We start from the raw sequence: 16,346 nt of genomic DNA, 5'->3' as shown, positions 1-16,346 counted from the left end.
CCAGGAGGCCCCATGTCCCAGCCGCCCTTCGGCCAACCGCCCTACGGCCAGCAGCCCTACGGCCAGACCCCCTACGGCCAGACCCCGGGGCCCGACGGCCTGACCCCCGACGAGCGCACCTGGGGCGGTGCGGCGCACTGGTCGGCCCTCGTCGCGGCCTTCGTGGCCCTGTCGTTCCTCGGCCCGCTGCTCGTGCTGCTCCTCAAGGGCGGCACCTCGCCCTACGTGCGGCAGCAGTCGGTCGAGAGCCTCAATTTCCAGCTCTCCATCCTCATCTACGGCGTCGTGTCGCTCGTGCTCGCCCTGGCGCTGGTGGGCTTCCTGCTGCTGCCGGTGGTGGGGCTGGTCTGGCTGGTGTTCACCGTCATCGGCTCGGTGCGCTCGGCGCGCGGCGAGCTCTACCGCTACCCGCTGACCATCCGCATGGTCAGCTGAGCAGGTCGCGCACCACGCCGTCGGCGACGAGGCGCGCCGCGTCCTCGAGCACGACCCGGTCACCCTCGACCCGCACGAGGCCCCGCGAGCGCAGCCCGGGCACGGCGGCGGCGCCGGCGTCGTCGAGGACGTCGAGCGGGAGGCCCTCGCGCAGCCGCAGCTCCAGCAGCACCCGCTCGACGCGACGGTCCTCCGGTGAGAGCACCTCGCGCGCGTGCGCCGGGCTCAGCCCGGCGCCGATCCGCTCGGCGTAGGCGACGGGGTGCTTGACGTTCCACCACCGCACGCCCCCCACGTGGGAGTGGGCGCCCGGACCGACGCCCCACCAGTCGGCCCCGGTCCAGTAGAGCTCGTTGTGGCGGCAGCGGTGGGCTCCGCTGGCCGGCATGCCCCGGGCCCAGTTCGACACCTCGTACCACCCCAGCCCGGCCGCGACCAGCCGCTCGTCGACGAGGGCGTACTTGTCGGCCAGGTCGTCCTCGTCGGGCATCGGCAGCTCGCCCCGGCGCACCCGGCGGGCCAGGGCGGTGCCGTCCTCGACGATGAGCGAGTACGCCGAGACGTGGTCGGGCTCGCAGGCCAGGGCCGCGTCGACCGAGGTGGCCCAGTCCTCCAGGCTCTCCCCGGGGGTGCCGTAGATCAGGTCGAGGCTGACCTGCTCGAAGCCGGCCTCGCGGGCCCACGCGACCGCCGCCGGCACGCGGCGGGGGTCGTGGGTGCGGTCGAGCACCCGCAGCACGTGGCCCACCTGCGACTGCATGCCGAAGGAGACGCGGTTGAGACCCAGCTCGCGCAGCCGAGCCAGGTCGGCGGCGTCGACGCTGTCGGGGTTGGACTCGGTGGTGATCTCGGCGTCGGGGGCCAGCCCGAACTCCTCGGCGACCGCCTCCACCACCGCCCCGAGGTCGTCGGGGTCGAGCAGCGTGGGGGTGCCGCCGCCGAAGAAGACCGTCGACACGGGCAGGTCGACCTCGCCGAGGACCCGTCGCGCCTGCCGGACCTCGGCCACCGCCGCGGCGGCGTACGTCGAGCGCGAGGCCCCCGGGGCGCCCCCGGCGGGGCCGAGCTCCTCGGCGGTGTAGGTGTTGAAGTCGCAGTAGCCGCAGCGCACGGCGCAGAAGGGCACGTGGACGTAGAGGCCGAACGGGCGCCGGCCCAGACCGGCCAGGGCGGCCTCGGGCAGGGACCCGTCGGCGGGGACGGGATCGCCGTCGGGCAGGGCGGAGGGCATCTGGCCATCCTCCCACCCGGGGCCCGGGCGGCTCGGCGGCGGCTCGGACCCGGACGGCTCAGACGGGGACGTTGAGGGTCAGGGTGTAGCCCTCGGCCACCGACCCGGTCGCCTTCGCCAGCTGCAGCGAGTAGCCGTCGGCGAAGACGTTGTCGCTTTCGAGGCTGGTCTGGGCCATGTTCGTGACGCTCTGCTCGTAGCCCTCGGCCTCGGCGTAGACGGCGTCGGCGACGTCCTGGGGGATGGCCAGCTGGCTGGTGCGCAGCTTGTTGGAGGCGCTCGTGGCGTCCTCGAGGCTGGGGTAGACCTCGAAGTGCACGTGGGGCCAGCGACCCGAGTAGGCGGCGGGGAAGATGGTGGTGAACTCCACCCAGCCCTTCTCGTCGGTCTCCTGGACCCCGCGCAGGTAGTTCTCCTCCGCGATGGACTCCGAGTACATCGAGTACTCCCCGTCGCGGTCGCAGTGCCACACGTAGACCGCCGCCCCCGACAGCACCTCGGCCTCGTCGCCGGTGAGGTCGTAGACCTTGAGGCGCAGCGTCGTGGGCACCCCCTCGGCCACGCCCGAGGCGGAGCCGAAGCTGCGGGTGATGTCGGAGCGCACGACCCCCGACTCCGTCAGCACGTTGACGCCGTTGGACCCGTCACCGGGGTAGGGACCGGCGGTCTCCTCGGGGATCTCGCCCTCGGCGACCTCCACCTCGGACCCGGTGGGCACCGCGCCGCCGGGCCCGCCCTCCGGCGGGGTGCCGCCCGCGGTGCCGCTCCCGGTGCTGCTCGTCGAGTCGGCGTCGGCGGAGCACGCCGCGAGCGCCGTGGCCGCGCCCACGCCACCCACTGCGGCGAGGAAGCGGCGCCGCCCGAGACGGTTGCGCTCCACGATCCGGGGCAGGTCGTGGCTCAGGCCCAGGTCGTGGTCCTCGAGCTCGCCGTGGTGGTGGTCGTGGGGCTGGTGCGGGGTCATGGCTCTCCTCGGAAGACGGAACGGGTGCCGGCGGTCTCCCGCCGGCACCCATTCGAGTCGTCCTGTCTGTGCGCCCCCTGTGGGGAGCCTGCGCTCAGGAGTAGAAGGAGGCGATCCTCTCGGAGTTGTTGCTCTCCACCACGTTGCGCTTGACCTTCATCGAGGGGGTCAGCTCGCCGGACTCGATGGTCAGGTCGTGGTCGAGCAGGTCCCACTTCTTGATGGTCTCCCAGCGGTTGAGCCGCTCGTTGAGCTGGTCGACGTAGCCCCCGACCATCGCGCGGACCTTCTCCGAGCGCACGATGTCGGTGTAGGAGGCGCCCGACATCCCGTTCTCCTCGGCCCACGTCGCCATCGCGTCGGGGTCGAGGGTGATGAGGGCGACCACGAAGTTGCGCTCGTTGCCGAAGACGAGGAACTGGCTGGCGTAGGGGCACAGCGCCTTGAACTTGGCCTCGATGGCCGAGGGGGCGATGTACTTGCCGCCCGAGGTCTTGAAGAGGTCCTTGATCCGGCCGGTGATGGTGAGGAAGCCCTCGGCGTCGAGGCTGCCCTTGTCGCCCGTGCGCAGCCAGCCGTCCTCGGTGAACGCCTTGGCGGTCTCCTCGGGCAGGTTGTGGTAGCCGGCCATGATGTGGGGGCCGCGGATCTGGATCTCGTCGCCCTCCCCGATGCGGATCTCGCTGCCGGGCATGGCCTTGCCGACGCTGCCGATGCGGTAGTCGTCGGGGTGGTTGACCGCCGCGCCCGCGGAGTTCTCCGTCAGGCCGTAGCCCTCGAGGATGAGGATGCCGGCGGCGTGGAAGAAGTCGGCGATCTCGGAGTTGAGGGCGGCGGAGCCGGAGATGAAGAACTTCACGCGGCCGCCGAAGCGCTCGCGGACCTTGCTGTAGACCAGCTTGTCGAAGAGGCCGTGCTGCACCCGCAGCGCCAGCGGGACCGACTTTCCCTCGCGCTTGAGGCGGTCGACGGTCGTGCCGACCTCGAAGGCCTTGGTGAAGATCTTCTCCTTCGCGCCACCCTCCGCGGCCTGCATGGTGACGATGCGGGCGTGGGCCTTCTCGAAGATGCGGGGGGCCGCACCCATGAAGGTCGGCTTGACGACGCCGAGGTTGTCGACGATGCGGTCGACGCGACCGTCGATGGCGGTGGCGAACCCGCAGGCGAGCTGGGCCGAGAGCAGCACCTTGCCGAAGGAGTGGGCCATCGGCAGCCACAGGAACTGCAGGTCGGTCTCGTCGAGGATCCCCTGCTCCTTGATGAGCGCACCCTGGTAGACCCAGCCGCGGTGCAGCAGGCGCACGCCCTTGGGGCGCCCAGTCGTGCCCGAGGTGTAGATCAGCGTGGCCAGCTGGTCGGCCGGGATCGCCTCGGCGGTGCGCCGGATGACGTCGGGGTGCTCGGCGAGGTAGGCGTCGCCGCGGGCGGCGAGCTGGTCCATGCTGAGCACGCCCTCGCCGTCGGCGGCACCGTCGAAGGTCACGACCGTGCCGAGGGCCGGGAGCTCGCCGCGGTGCTCGGCGATCTTGGCCAGCTGCTCGTCGTCCTCGGCGAAGACCACGCGGCACTCGGCGTCGCTGAGGATGTACGCCGTGTCCTCGCTGTTGGTCGTGGGGTAGACCGTCGTGGTCGCACCGGCCGCGAGCATGATCGCGAGGTCGGCCAGGACCCACTCGTAGCGCGTGCTCGAGGCGATGCCGACGCGCTGCTCGGGCTCGATGCCCAGCGAGAGCAGGCCGGCGGCGAGCCGGGAGACCAGCTCGCCGGTCTGGCGCCAGGTCACCGACTCCCAGGCCTCGCCGACCGGGAAGCGGTAGGCCTCGCTGTCGGGCGAGGTGGCCACCCGGTCGAGGAACAGCAGGGCGACGTTGGGTGTGAGGTGATCGACGAAGCCGGGGTCGATGGTGGCGGGCATTGACGCTCTCCTGCGGTGGACGACGACAGTGCCCGTAACCTACGTCACGTCGTGACCCGTCAGTAACCGGATCCCCCCAGGCGGTCCGTGTCGGGCCAGGCTTTACCCGGGACGCGCGCCCCCGGCGACCCAGCGCTCGGCGGCGAGCCGCGCCTCCGGCACCAGGTCGGGCACCTCCAGCAGTCGGGGCAGCAGCGTCCGGTCGAGGTGCACGGCCCGGAACATCAGCGCGACGGTCACACCGTGCCCGGGCCGGTGGCGCACCCGCACCTCGTCGCCGGCGGCCAGCGCCCCCTCCCCCAGCACCCTGAGGTACGCGCCGGGGCGGGCCCGCTCGGTGAAGCGCCGCAGCCAGGCCTCGGCGGGCAGTCCGCAGTGGTCCATCCAGCCGCTCAGGGTGCGGCACGGGGTGCGGGGCGAGCGCACCTCCAGCACGACCTCCCCCACCTCCCAGCGCTCGCCGATCTCGCAGTCGTCGACGTCGAGCCCGCTCACGGTGAGGTTCTCCCCCAGCTGTCCGTCGGGCAGGTCGTGGCCCAGCTCCGCGGCCCAGTCGTCCAGCGCCTCGCGGGCGTAGGCGTAGACGGCCTTGTCGGGCCCTCCGTGGTGGCGACGGTTCGACACCTCGTCGCCCACCAGGCCCGCCGCCGTCGCCCGCACCGGCCCCCGGACCGGGGACTTGTCGATGGAGGTGCGCCCCGTGGTCGCCCACGACGCCGCACGGGGACGACCCACGTTGACCGACCGCACCACCGCCACGTCGCCATCGTGCCAGCCCGCGGTCCGGCACCCGGCGCCACACCGTGTGACACGTCACGCACCCCGGTGGTTTGGACCGGGCCCACCGGGATAGGTTGAGTGGTGTCATACCGGGGGGTATCAGTTACATGCGTCTTCACATGGACGACGTCGTGCCAGGACTGGCCAGCGTCACACCATTGCTCATCGCCGCCGACCTGCTGGCCGTCACGGGTGCCAGCCTCGTCGTCGCCGACTCCGTCACGCTCGTCACCGTGCTGTGCGCCGCCGTCGGCGGCGCCGTGGTCAGCCGGGGTCTCAGCCTCCAGCGCTCCCGACTCGTGCTGTCGGTCCTGGAGGACCTGCCGGCCCTGAGCCTGACCGCGATCGCCTCCACGCTGCTGCTGCTGGCCACCAGCGGCCTCGACGTGGGCGACGGCGGAGCGGTGCTCGGCCCGGTCGCGGCCTTCGCGGCCACGACGCTCGGCCTGCTGGCGACCCTGCGCGGGGTGGCGTACACGCTCGTGCGGGCCGGGCGCCGGCGCGGTGTGCTCTCGCACCCCGTCGTCATCGTCGGCACCGACGGCGTGGCCCGGCGCCTCGCGGCGGCCCTGCTCGCCGACCGCAGCCTCGGGCTGCACCCCGTGGGGTTCGTCGACGACGACGTCGAGACCGCCCTCGACCTGCCCGTGCCCCTGCTCGGCGCGCTCGGCGACCTGCCCCACGCGATGCGGGCCCTCGACGTCAACGACGTCATCTTCGCCTTCGGCAACGCGCCCGACGAGCGGGCCCTGGCCCTGGTGCGCTACTGCCAGAGCCAGGACCACCAGGTCTTCGTGGTGCCGCGCTTCTACGAGATGATGGGCCTCGACCGCCCCAGCCGCATCGAGGTCGTGCGCGACGTCGCCGTCGTGCGGCTGCGCCGCTGGCGGGTGCGGCCCCACGCCCTGCTCGTCAAGCGGTGCTTCGACGCCACCCTGTCGGCGGCCGCCCTGGCCGCCCTCGCCCCCCTGATGCTCGGCATCGCGCTCGCGGTCCGGCTCGAGACCGGGCCGGGCGTCATCTTCCGCCAGGTGCGCGTGGGCCGCGGCGGTCGCACCTTCGAGCTGATGAAGTTCCGCTCGATGAAGCCCGCCGACCCCTCCGAGAGCGCCACGGCGTGGAACATCGACAACGACCACCGCATCGGCCCGGTCGGCCGGTTCCTGCGCCGCACCGGTCTCGACGAGCTGCCGCAGCTGGTCAACATCCTGCGCGGTGACATGAGCCTGGTCGGCCCGCGCCCCGAGCGGCCCTACTTCGTCGAGCAGTTCTCCCGCGAGACCCGGGGCTACGGCCACCGGCACCGGGTGCCGATGGGCCTGACCGGGTGGGCGCAGGTCAACGACCTGCGGGGCGACACCTCCATCGACGACCGGGTGCGGGCCGACAACTACTACATCGAGAACTGGTCGCTGTGGGGCGACGTCAAGATCGTGGTGCGCACCGCGCGCACCCTCGTGCGACCCCAGCCCGCGGCAACGCCGGCCTCGGCCGGCCCCACGACCGCCGACCGCGTGACGGGCGGCGACCGGGCCGCCGAGGTCACCGTCGACCCGGCCGTCGTACGTCGCATCGACGGCGCGCAGCGTCCGCCCGCCGGGCACCGGGGCTCCGAGGGGACGCCCGAGTCGGTGCGCCGCGGCGCCTGACCCGTCCCCCGGCGGGTCGTCCGGCTCCGCTCAGGCGCGGTTGCGTGACGCCATCAGGCCCAGCGACAGCCGGGCCACGCGCCGGGCGGCCTCGGCGGCGTCGCGCTCGGCGCTGACGTGGTCGTAGCCCGCCCACCCCTCGTCGTCGGCCCGCGCGGGGTCGAGGAGCCGCTCGGCCAGCGCCGCGGCGAGGGCGTCCGGGTCGCCGGGCGGCACGAGGGCCCCCACGCCGTCGACCACGCCCTCGGCGATCCCCGGGACGTCGGTGGCCACGACGCTGCGTCCGCTCGCCATCGCCTCGAGCGGCGCGAGGGCCATGCCCTCGTAGCGCGAGGGCACGGTCACGACGTCGGCCGCCGAGAGCCAGTCGGGCACGTCGACGCGGGCGCCGGCGAAGACGACCCCGCGGAGGCCGCTGGCACGCCGGCGCAGGTCGGCCTCGTCGGGCCCGGCGCCGACGAGCACCAGCTGGGCACCCGGCACGGCCTCGAGGACCGACGTCCAGGCGTCGAGCAGCCCGTCCTGGCCCTTCTGGTGGCTCAGCCGCCCCACGCACACGACCGTCGGGGCCTCGCGCAGGCCCAGGCGCGCCCGCGCCTCGACCCGGTCCTCGGGGCTGGTGGGGCCGAAGCGGCGCAGGTCGACCCCGTTGGGCACCACGGTCACCTCGGCGCGCACGCCCGCCGCCTCGCCCACGAGCCGCTCCCCCTCGCCGACGCACACGACCTGGTCGGTCCACCGCACGGCGAAGCGCTCCCACAGCAGCGCCAGCCGGCTCGACGTGCCGGACCCGGCCTGGAAGGACCAGGCGTGGGGCTGGAAGACGGTGGGCACGCGCCGTCGCACCGCGAGCCGACCGGCCAGGCCGGCCTTCGAGCTGTGCAGGTGCACCAGGTCGGGACCGAGCCTGGTGACCAGCGCGGACAGACGGGCGGTCTCCTCCAGGGTCCCGACGCCGGGCTCGCGGCCGGCACGCCACCACGCCACCTCGGCGCCGGCCTCGCGGGCCGCGTAGCCCAGCCAGCCCTCCGAGGGGCAGGCCACGCTCACCCGCCAGCCCCGGGCCAGCTGCTCGCGCACGTAGCCCAGCAGCACCTCGGCCGTGCCCTCGCTCGTCGGCACGCTGACGTGCAGCACGTGCGGACGGCCCGGCGTGGCCCCGACGGGGGCGGTCGCGGCGCTCAGGGCGCCACCGCCTCGGCGCGGTGCCCGACGAGCACGGTGCCGGCCAGGCGCACGCCGGCGACGACGAACCGGTCGGCGTAGGCGGCCAGGGCCTCGGGACTGATGACGCCCTCCACGACCCCGAGCAGCAGCGAGCCGCCCGCGGACATGACGAGCGCGTCGTCGCGCTCCTCCAGCGAGGGGGCGATGACCACCACGACGTCGAAGGTGCGGGTCAGGGCCTCGGCCAGCGCCCCGAACCTCCGCTCGAGCAGGTCGCCCGGCTCGGCGCCCGCGTCGGAGGCGGGCGCGCGACCGGGAGGCAGCACGCTGAGTCCGTCGACGGGGCCGGGGCTGACCGCGTGCTCCCAGGGCGTGCCGCGCAGCACGTCGTGGAGACCGGGGGTGTCGGGCTCCTCGGGCAGGGGCTCGTCGGCGGGGGTCGCGAGCCGCCCGTCGAGGAGCAGCACCCGGCGCCCGGCCGAGGCCAGGGAGATGGCCAGGTTGGCGCCGAGCCAGGCGTTGACGTCGCCCGTCGTCACCCCCGTGACGACGACCAGGCGCGGCGGGTGCGCCCGGTGCGAGGCCTCCAGCGACAGGCGCAGGCGGCGGAAGACGTCGGCGGCCGGCGTGCCGGTGAACATGGCCTGCAGGGTCGGCGACCGGGGTGGGGCCACGTGGGCGAGCACGGGGGCCCGCAGCGCCGCCTCGACGCCGTGGGCGTCCTTGACCGTGTAGGTCCGGCGGTCGCGGGCCAGGGCCGAGACCACCGCGAGCACCAGGCTCAGCAGGACGCCGACGCCGATGGCGAGCGGGAGGTCGGGGCTGGAGTAGGTCGCCGGCTCGACCGCGGGGTCGACGTCGGTGAACTCGAAGGCCCCGGTGGGGTCGCTCTGCTGCAGCGTGAAGGACGCGGCGTTGGCCAGGCCCGCCGCGTCGCGGGCCGAAGGGTCGGCGACGGTGATCTCGATCAGCTGGGTGCCCTCGACCCAGCGCGCGTCGACCTCGTCGAGCAGCTGCCCCACCGACCGGTCGACCCCGGCGCGCGTGGCGGCCTGACGCAGCACCTCGGGCGTCGTGGCGGTCTCGGCCAAGGTCGCGCGCAGGTCGTCGAGCTCGGCCGGGGCGGGCGCTCCGGGCGCCGGGGCGGCCGACACCGTCGCGGTCGCGGTGTAGGTCTTGGTCGAGGACCACACCCCCACCGCGACGCCGATCGCCGTGACCACCACCACCACGGCCACCAGCAGACGCTGGCGCCACAGAGCGGCCCCCATGTCTCGCAGCTCCATGCCCACGCTCTCCGCGGTCGGTCCTGCCCGACCGTCCTCACCCGTGGCCAGGAGATCTTCCCGGCCCCGCACGCCCCCGAGCGGAGTGCTGCACGGTGGCACCCTGGTGCGGCCACCGCTTGAAATGTCTACCACCCGAGCGCACCACCCAAACCCGTCAGCAGCCTGCGGTAGAGGTCACGGTAGGCCGCGTGCATGGTCGCCGTGGCGAAACGCGCGTCGACGAGCCCGCGGGCCCGCGCCGTGCGCTCCGTGACCGCGCGGCCGCCGGCGAGCACCTCGTGCAGACCGGCCGCCAGCCGGGGCGCGGAGCCCGGCGCCACCCGCGTCACGGCATCGCCCAGGCTGGCCAGGCCGCCCACGTCGCTGGCGACCACGGGCACGCCGACCGCCATGGCCTCGAGCACGGCCATCGGCAGGCCCTCACGGTCGCTGGGGAGCACCAGGACGTCGGCCGCGGCCAGCAGTCGCGCCACGTCGGCGCGCTCGCCGAGCAGGCGCACGCTCGCGGTGAGCCCGGCGTCGGCGACCTGCTGCTCGAGGGCCCGGCGCTGCGGCCCCTCGCCGACCAGCAGCAGGGTACCGAGCGCCTCCCCGTGCCCGGAGGAGCGCTCGGCCCAGGCCTCGACCAGCAGGTCCTGGCGCTTGGGCCCGGCCAACCGGGCCAGGCAGAGCACCACCGGTCCCCCCTCGGGGAGCCCCAGGTCGCGCCGCGCTGCGACCCGGTCGCCGGCGCGGGCCGCCGGAGCCACCCGCACGGCGTTCTCGATGACCGAGAGCCGCTGCGGGTCGAGCCCGGCCGCCACGAGGTCGTCGGCGACGGAGTCGGAGACGGCCACGACGTGGTCGGCGCAGCGGGTCAGCACCCCGACGGCGCGGGGGTAGCTCTGCGGCGGGAGGCCGTGCACGGTGCTCAGCACCGGAGGTCCCCCCGCGGGATAGGTCGCCATCCGGGCGACGAGGGTGGCCCGGACGTTGTGGGCGTGGACCAGGTCGGGGCGCAGGCGCTGGGCGTGCGCCGCGAGGCGTACGACGGAGCGCGTGCGGTCGAGGGCCGTGTCGCGTCGCAGCGGCACGCGCAGCGTCTCGACACCGCCGATCCCGGCGACCTCCCGCTCCCGGAAGCCGCCGCTGCTGGCCAGGCTGACCTGGTGGCCCTCGGCGGCCAGGTGGGCGGCCATCTCCGCGACCAGCGTCTCCGCGCCGCCCGGTCCCATCTCGGCGATCGTGACCAGCACCCTCACGCCGTCACCCGACCGTAGGTCCGCAGCAGTCCCGCGACGCAGTGCGACCGGGTCCACCCGGCCGCCACCCGCTCGCGCGCGGCCGTGCCGAGCCGCCGTCGCAGCCGCGGGTCGTCGCGCAGCCGGCGGAGCGCGCCCCCCAGGGCGTCGGGGTCGTCGACCGGCACCAGGAGGCCCTCGACGCCGTCGCGCACGACCTCCGGCACCCCGCCGACCGCGGTCGCCACCACCGGCAGGCCGTGGGCCATGGCCTGGAGCATCGCGAGCGGCTGGTTCTCGGCGGCGGAGGTCGACACGTAGACGTCGGCCGCAGCCAGCGCGGGGCCGAGGTCGGGCAGCTGCCCGACCACCTCGACGCCGCCCGGGCCGCGCCAGCCGGTCGCCGCCACGCGGCGCAGCAGGAGGTCGCGCTCCGGCCCCTCCCCCGCGATCACCACCGGTCCCAGCCCCGACACCCGCTCGACCGCGTCGAGCAGAGCGCCGGGCCGCTTGGCCGGCACCAGCCGGCCGGCCCACACCAGGGCCGGCGCCCGGGCGGGTCCGGCGGGTCCGACGGGGCCGACGGGCGGTACCTCGACGCCGTTGGGCACGACGTCGAGCAGGTCGGGGTCCACGCCGACGCGGTGCACCAGGAAGTCCGCGACGGCCCGGCTGGGCGTGACCACCCGCGTGCGCGCCCACCGGGCCGACCAGCGGGTCGCCCACCGCTCGCCGGCGACGTAGTAGAGGTCGTCGCGCCGCCGGCGCGGGCCGACGAGGGCGTTGCCCGCCACCTGGTCGCTCAGGCCGTCGGCGACCCCGTGCACGGTGTGGACCACGCCCGCCTGCAGGGCGGGTGCGGCGAGGCGGCCCACCCAGGCCGCCCGCCGGTCGTGGAGGTGGACGACGTCGGGCCGCAGGCCGCGCACGACGCGCGCCAGCGCCAGGGCCCCGGCGGCGTCCCGCTTGGAGGTCACCGCCACCGTGTGCCAGGCAGCCCCCGCCGCCCGCACCGTCTCCGTGCGCGGCGACGCCGGACCCACCACGTGCACGTCGATCCCCTGTCGGGCCATGGCGGCCGCCACCGCGGACACGTGGTCGGCCGGTCCGCCCCCCGGCTGGGTCAGCACGTGCACCACCCGGCCGCGCCACCGGTGCTCGGCGGGCACGTCCGACCTCGTCGGGCGGACCTCGTCGGGGGGCCTCATCGGGCGCGGCGCACGCGCGGTGGTCGCCGCGCGGGTGCGCGGTCGCCGACGGACACCGCGACGGCGAGGGCAGCCAGCAGCCACAGCGGGAGGTAGAACTGCTCGCTGAGGAAGGACGCGGCCACCCCGGTGCCCACCAGGGCGGTGCACACCCCCGCGGCCAGCGGCGAGCGGTCGCGCCGCCAGCGGGCCCAGGCGCCGGCGAAGGCGGTCCCGAGCACCGAGAGCAGGGCCAGCAGGCCGAGGAGACCGAGCTCGGCCGCCACCTCGAGATAGGTGTTGTGGGCGGTGTCGAGGTCGGCCACGGAGGCCCCGGCGTCGCCGGCGTAGTCCTGGTGCTCCTCGGCGAAGGACCCGGGGCCGTGACCGAGCAGCGGCGCGTCGAGGGTCATCCGCGCGGCCTGCTGCCACAGCTCGAGGCGCTGGGAGACGTTCTCCTGGGCCACCGCCTGCTTCTGCTCGAAGCTGACCCTCACCAGATCGGCGTTGACCGACGCCGTGAAGGCGACCGCGGTGACCACGACCACCAGCAGGGCGCCGACGGCGCGCCACGGCAGCAGCCGCACCACGACGGCGACGCCCAGCGCGACCAGCAGCCCGAGCACGGCGCCGCGGGAGTAGGTGCCGGCCAGGGCGACCGCGCACACGACCGTGGCGAGGTCCCACGCGCGGGGTCGGCGGCTCTCCGCGCGCGCGGCCAGGCCGAGCGGCACCGCGGCGAGGAGGTAGAAGGCGAAGTCGTTGGGGTCGGCCACCGGACCGCCGACCCGGCGGTCGCCGTCGGCGGAGGGGAAGACCACGAGGGCGCAGAGGGCCGCCAGGGCGCAGGACGCGACGTAGACCTCGGCGAGCACGGTGGGCGCCAGGCGCCCGCGCAGGCAGTCGGCGAGCACGACCAGCACGGCCAGGAAGCCGGCCCACCGACCCAGGGTGGCCACCGCGGCGCCGTCGGAGCCGGTGACCAGGGTCGACAGCAGCAGCACGACGACGAGCACGCCGGCCGACACCAGCACGGGGCTGCGCGGTGCGTGGTGGAAGGGCCGCGCGGCCCGGCGTACGGCCCAGGCGACCACCACCACCACGGCCAGCGTCTTGGTGGCGGCGGGCGAGACGAAGACCAGGTAGTCCTCGAAGACCGACGCCGCCACGACCACCAGGGCGGCGATCTCGATCTGGCCCAGCAGCAGCGTCAGCACGACGACGGCGAGCACGACCAGCCCGGTGAGGCCCGGGGCGAGACCCACCGACACGCCGCCCAGGAGGGCGAGCAGGACCGGTACGACGGTGTGCAGCCACGCCGGCCGGGTCCGCCGCGACGGGTCGTGCCGACGGGGGCGCCCCACCGACAGCAGGGCGCTGGGCGCCTCCCGGAGCATGAGGGTCATCGGGTCCGGCCCTCTCCCAGGAGCGAGCCGACGCGCGCGAGGGCCGCCAGGAGCACGGCTGCCGCCACGACGACCTGCGCCGCGGCGACGGCCACGACCCCGGCGGGAGCGAGCAGGAGCAGCGTCGGCAGCAGGAGCAGCAGGTGGGCCAGCCGCGCGAGCACCGCCTCGCCGGGACGGCCCATGGCGTGCAGCACGGTCAGCGTCACGTGGAGCAGCCCCGCCGCGAGGGCGTAGGCCGCGAGCACCCGGAGCACCGGCACGGCCGGTGCCCAGGCGGGTCCCAGCAGCACCAGGCGGTCGGCCAGCAGGGCCAGCAGCCCGCAGACGGGCAGGAGCAGCGCCAGCGAGAGCCGCGCGAGGTCCGACACCGTGGCCCGCAGCTCCGCGCCGTGCCGGCGGCACAGCACGGGGAAGGCGGCGCTGGAGAGGACCACGGCCACCAGGAGGTAGGGCACCGCCGCCACCCGGAAGGCCAACGAGTAGTGGCCCAGCGCCACGGCGCCGAGCAGGTGGGCGACCACGACGTAGTCGAGGTTGACCTGGACGAGCTCGAGCAGGTGGGCCCCCGACCACGGGAGCCCGAAGCGCAGGAGGCCGCGCACGTCGTCGGCGTGCCACCCCGGGCGCACGGGCGGGTGCACGCACCAGGCCAGCAGCAGCACCGCGACGCCCTGCACCACCTGGCCGGCCACCAGCGCTCCGACGCCCCAGCCCCGCCCGACCAGCCACACCGCCAGCGCGGCCCCCAGCAGGGAGGCCGCGACGTCGGGCAGCACCCGGCGGCCGAAGGCCAGGCGCCGGCGCATCAGCTCGAGGGTGACCATGGCCGCCGCGACCAGCGGCGCCGTCAGCACGAGGCCGCGCACCGGGCCCACGGCGGCGGGCCCCGCCCCCAGCGCGGACACCAGCGCCGGCGCCGAGACCCACACCGCGAGCGTCGCCGCGGCGCCCGAGGCCAGCGCGAGGGAGACCGCGGAGCGGGCGGCCCGGTCGACGTCGCCCTCCCAGCGCACCAGGGCGGCGGAGGCCCCGAGACCGCTGACGAGCGCCACGGCGCTCGACACCAGCGTGGCCAGGGCGACGACCCCGAGGTCGGCCGGCACCAGGGCCGCGGCCAGGGCCAGCAGCACGACGGTCTGCCCGGCCTTCAGGCTCACGGCGTGCGTGGCGAACCACAGCGCCCCCGTGCCCACAGGACGCTCGCGGGGCGGGAGGGCGCGCGTCGGTGCGGCCAGCACGGCACGCGCGACGTCGAACATCATCCCCCCGGACTGCGACCGGGACGTCCTCCCGATCGCCATGATCGTGCTCCGACGCTACCCCGGATGGTGTGTCGCTACACCCGCGAGGGCATCATGGGGGCCGGTCCACGCGTGTCGACGGTGATTCGGGGGAACACATGCGCACCCAGCCGGCCCGCCTCCTGGTGGCGCTCCTGCTGCCCGCTCTGCTGCTGGCCCTCGCCGGCTGCGCCGACCTGCGGGCCCAGGTGGCCGGCGCGGCCGACGCCCCCGCCTCGGGCGCGGCCGAGGCGCCCGACGTGCTGACCACCAGCGAGTGGGCCGTCACCGACGGACTCCTCTCGGTGCTGGTGCGCAACGAGGAGGACCGCACGCTGCGCACCGCCGAGGTCACCCTCGAGGCCTTCGACCGCGACGACGTGTCCCTCGGCACCTGGAGCGCCAGCGCCATGGTCGGGCAGGACGCCTGCTGCACCGTCACCGACCTGGCCCCCGGCGAGATCTACGGGCTCTACTTCCCCGTCGGCGTCGACGTCGGGGAGGTCGCCGCGGTCGACCTCGACTACCGCGACGTCGCCTGGCAGCCCGCCGCGACCGACCAGGACAGCTCCACCGCCTCGGCCACCGGCCTGGCCAGCGACCTCAACGCCAGCCGCACCGTCGTCAACGCCGACCTCACCGTGGGCAGCGCCGACATCCCGCAGGCCCTCGTGCAGGCCATCCTGCGCGGCGTCGACGGTCAGCTGGTGGCGGTCGTCACCGGGGTGTGGACCTGCCTGACGGCCTTCGAGGTGCGCCCGATCGAGATGCAGCTCTTCCAGGGCGTGCCCGAGGGCACCGTGGTCGACTCGATCACGGTGCGACCGCTCGACCCCTCGACCAGCCCCGTCGCACCCACCTGCGGCTAGCCACGCCCGGGAGCCCCGGGTGCAGGAGGCGCCGAGGGCACCGCGTGCGCCGCGGCCGCCCGAGCGGATCAGTGGCCGCGGAAGAGCCAGCCGAGCGGGCGGGCACCCGTGAGGGCCTGGTCGAGGTCGTCCTGCTCGCCGCCCGTGGCACGGGCGCCCGACGCCGTCCGCTGCGACGGACCCGTCGCCGGCTCGGGCGCCACGGTCTCGTCCTCCCCCACGGGCACCGGGCCGGGGGCGGTCTCCGCGCCCGAGGTGGACCCGGGCTCCCCGTCACCGTCGTCGGCCAGGTCGTCGGCCAGGTCGTCGGCAGCGAGGTCGTCGGCAGCGTGGTCGTCGGGACCCACGACCACGACCGACAGCGCGGTGACCTCGGCCCCTGGGCCGGAGGCGCCGTCGGCGCCCTGGGGTGCGTCCGCCGTGTCGGTCGTGTCCGCCGTGTCGGTCGTGTCGGTCGTGTCGGTCAGGTCGGAGCCGACGGCGGCGTCGAGCTCGGCGGCCGCGGTGGTCACCGCGAGCGCCACCGTGCTGGCGCTCGCCAGGGTGGTGGCGAGACCGCGCAGGTCGGAGTCGATCCCGGCGATGAGCCGCTCGGCCTGCTGGCGCACCTGGGCCATCTCGGCGAGGGCCTCGGCCCGGGCCTCGCGGCGGGCCTCGGTGCGCGCGGCCTCGGCCTCGTCGCGCACCCGGACGGCCTCCGCCTCGGCCGCCGCCTTCACCCGGGTGGCCGTCGCCTCCGCCTCCGCCACCGTGCTGCGGGCCCGCTCCGCCGCGGCGTCGCGCTCGCGCTCGGCGTCGGCGCGGGCCTCGGCCACCAGCGTGGTGGCCAGCTCCTGGGCCTCGCGCACGAGGTCGTCGGCCTCGGCCACGGCCGCGTCGCGCACGCGGGCGAAGATGCCCGGCACCAGGAACTCCTTGTAGTCCACGCCCTCGGGGGAGATGGCGCCGCCG

13 protein-coding genes and 1 pseudogene are annotated in these 16,346 nt (G+C 75.5%); 3 read left to right on the top strand and 11 right to left on the bottom strand.

Translation table 11 applies throughout. The features are described 5' to 3' along the window. Positions 1-12: 12 nt before the first annotated feature. Positions 13-435, top strand: a complete 423-nt coding sequence (locus tag LPA27_RS11895; protein WP_082500244.1) for a DUF4870 domain-containing protein — start codon at positions 13-15, stop codon at positions 433-435. Here LPA27_RS11895 and hemW read toward each other — a convergent pair. The 4 genes from hemW to LPA27_RS11875 all read right to left on the bottom strand — a co-directional run bounded on the left by hemW (position 428) and on the right by LPA27_RS11875 (position 5,304). Next, a complete protein-coding gene (gene hemW / locus LPA27_RS11890; protein WP_056864199.1) occupies positions 428-1,666 on the bottom strand; it encodes a radical SAM family heme chaperone HemW in 1,239 nt (412 codons plus the stop codon). The two genes, LPA27_RS11895 and hemW, sit on opposite strands and share 8 nt — an antisense overlap. A gap of 58 nt (positions 1,667-1,724) precedes the next feature. Continuing rightward, complete coding sequence (locus LPA27_RS11885; protein WP_228942563.1) at positions 1,725-2,630, bottom strand: 3,4-dioxygenase subunit beta; 906 nt, start codon at positions 2,628-2,630, stop codon at positions 1,725-1,727. Between the two features lie 94 nt (positions 2,631-2,724). Continuing rightward, complete coding sequence (locus tag LPA27_RS11880; RefSeq protein ID WP_056864197.1) at positions 2,725-4,545, bottom strand: AMP-dependent synthetase/ligase; 1,821 nt, start codon at positions 4,543-4,545, stop codon at positions 2,725-2,727. A gap of 102 nt (positions 4,546-4,647) precedes the next feature. Beyond that, positions 4,648-5,304 (bottom strand): MOSC domain-containing protein, encoded by a 657-nt coding sequence (locus tag LPA27_RS11875; protein ID WP_228942562.1) that lies wholly within the window; start codon positions 5,302-5,304, stop codon positions 4,648-4,650. Positions 5,305-5,432: 128 nt separating this feature from the next. Between LPA27_RS11875 and LPA27_RS11870 the strand changes: the two genes are divergently transcribed. Continuing rightward, a complete protein-coding gene (locus LPA27_RS11870) occupies positions 5,433-6,974 on the top strand; it encodes a sugar transferase (RefSeq protein WP_082502842.1) in 1,542 nt (513 codons plus the stop codon). A gap of 30 nt (positions 6,975-7,004) precedes the next feature. On the opposite strand, the gene LPA27_RS11865 is transcribed toward LPA27_RS11870, so the two are convergent. The 6 genes from LPA27_RS11865 to LPA27_RS11840 form a co-directional block, all read right to left on the bottom strand. Further along, positions 7,005-8,111 (bottom strand): glycosyltransferase, encoded by a 1,107-nt coding sequence (locus tag LPA27_RS11865; RefSeq protein WP_200919048.1) that lies wholly within the window; start codon positions 8,109-8,111, stop codon positions 7,005-7,007. Between the two features lie 44 nt (positions 8,112-8,155). Beyond that, a complete protein-coding gene (locus LPA27_RS11860) occupies positions 8,156-9,427 on the bottom strand; it encodes a hypothetical protein (RefSeq protein ID WP_228942561.1) in 1,272 nt (423 codons plus the stop codon). Positions 9,428-9,555: 128 nt separating this feature from the next. Next, the gene (locus LPA27_RS11855) at positions 9,556-10,671 is read right to left on the bottom strand and encodes a glycosyltransferase (protein ID WP_228942560.1); all 1,116 of its coding nucleotides are present in this window, start codon (positions 10,669-10,671) and stop codon (positions 9,556-9,558) included. Beyond that, positions 10,668-11,819: a glycosyltransferase family 4 protein gene (locus LPA27_RS11850; protein ID WP_228942559.1), complete on the bottom strand. Its 1,152-nt coding sequence runs from the start codon at positions 11,817-11,819 to the stop codon at positions 10,668-10,670. Before LPA27_RS11850 ends, LPA27_RS11855 begins: the two co-directional genes overlap by 4 nt. 35 nt (positions 11,820-11,854) lie before the next feature. Beyond that, positions 11,855-13,243, bottom strand: coding sequence for an O-antigen ligase family protein (locus tag LPA27_RS11845; protein WP_228942558.1), 1,389 nt, complete (start codon positions 13,241-13,243; stop codon positions 11,855-11,857). Then, entirely contained in the window at positions 13,240-14,547 is a 1,308-nt protein-coding gene (locus LPA27_RS11840) for an oligosaccharide flippase family protein (RefSeq protein ID WP_228942557.1), read from the bottom strand. Before LPA27_RS11840 ends, LPA27_RS11845 begins: the two co-directional genes overlap by 4 nt. 98 nt (positions 14,548-14,645) lie before the next feature. On the opposite strand from LPA27_RS11840, the gene LPA27_RS11835 reads away from it, so the two are divergent. Then, positions 14,646-15,395: a hypothetical protein gene (locus LPA27_RS11835; RefSeq protein WP_056864190.1), complete on the top strand. Its 750-nt coding sequence runs from the start codon at positions 14,646-14,648 to the stop codon at positions 15,393-15,395. A 68-nt stretch (positions 15,396-15,463) separates the two neighbouring features. Here LPA27_RS11835 and LPA27_RS11830 read toward each other — a convergent pair. Beyond that, a pseudogene (locus tag LPA27_RS11830) lies at positions 15,464-16,346 on the bottom strand (hypothetical protein); the annotation flags it as partial.

The organism is Nocardioides sp. Leaf374 (genome assembly GCF_916862475.1).
In the GTDB taxonomy this organism is placed as follows: Bacteria; Actinomycetota; Actinomycetes; order Propionibacteriales; family Nocardioidaceae; genus Nocardioides; species Nocardioides kribbensis.
This window is presented reverse-complemented; position numbering and strand designations above follow the sequence as displayed.

What these genes read in the sequence shown, in the direction of transcription:
- LPA27_RS11895 (WP_082500244.1), top strand. Translation starts at nt 13, where the DNA reads ATGTCCCAGCCGCCCTTCGGCCAACCGCCCTACGGCCAGCAGCCCTAC.
- hemW (WP_056864199.1), bottom strand. Translation starts at nt 1,666, where the DNA reads ATGCCCTCCGCCCTGCCCGACGGCGATCCCGTCCCCGCCGACGGGTCC.
- LPA27_RS11885 (WP_228942563.1), bottom strand. Translation starts at nt 2,630, where the DNA reads ATGACCCCGCACCAGCCCCACGACCACCACCACGGCGAGCTCGAGGAC.
- LPA27_RS11880 (WP_056864197.1), bottom strand. Translation starts at nt 4,545, where the DNA reads ATGCCCGCCACCATCGACCCCGGCTTCGTCGATCACCTCACACCCAAC.
- LPA27_RS11870 (WP_082502842.1), top strand. Translation starts at nt 5,433, where the DNA reads ATGCGTCTTCACATGGACGACGTCGTGCCAGGACTGGCCAGCGTCACA.
- LPA27_RS11860 (WP_228942561.1), bottom strand. Translation starts at nt 9,427, where the DNA reads ATGGAGCTGCGAGACATGGGGGCCGCTCTGTGGCGCCAGCGTCTGCTG.
- LPA27_RS11845 (WP_228942558.1), bottom strand. Translation starts at nt 13,243, where the DNA reads ATGACCCTCATGCTCCGGGAGGCGCCCAGCGCCCTGCTGTCGGTGGGG.
- LPA27_RS11840 (WP_228942557.1), bottom strand. Translation starts at nt 14,547, where the DNA reads ATGGCGATCGGGAGGACGTCCCGGTCGCAGTCCGGGGGGATGATGTTC.
- LPA27_RS11835 (WP_056864190.1), top strand. Translation starts at nt 14,646, where the DNA reads ATGCGCACCCAGCCGGCCCGCCTCCTGGTGGCGCTCCTGCTGCCCGCT.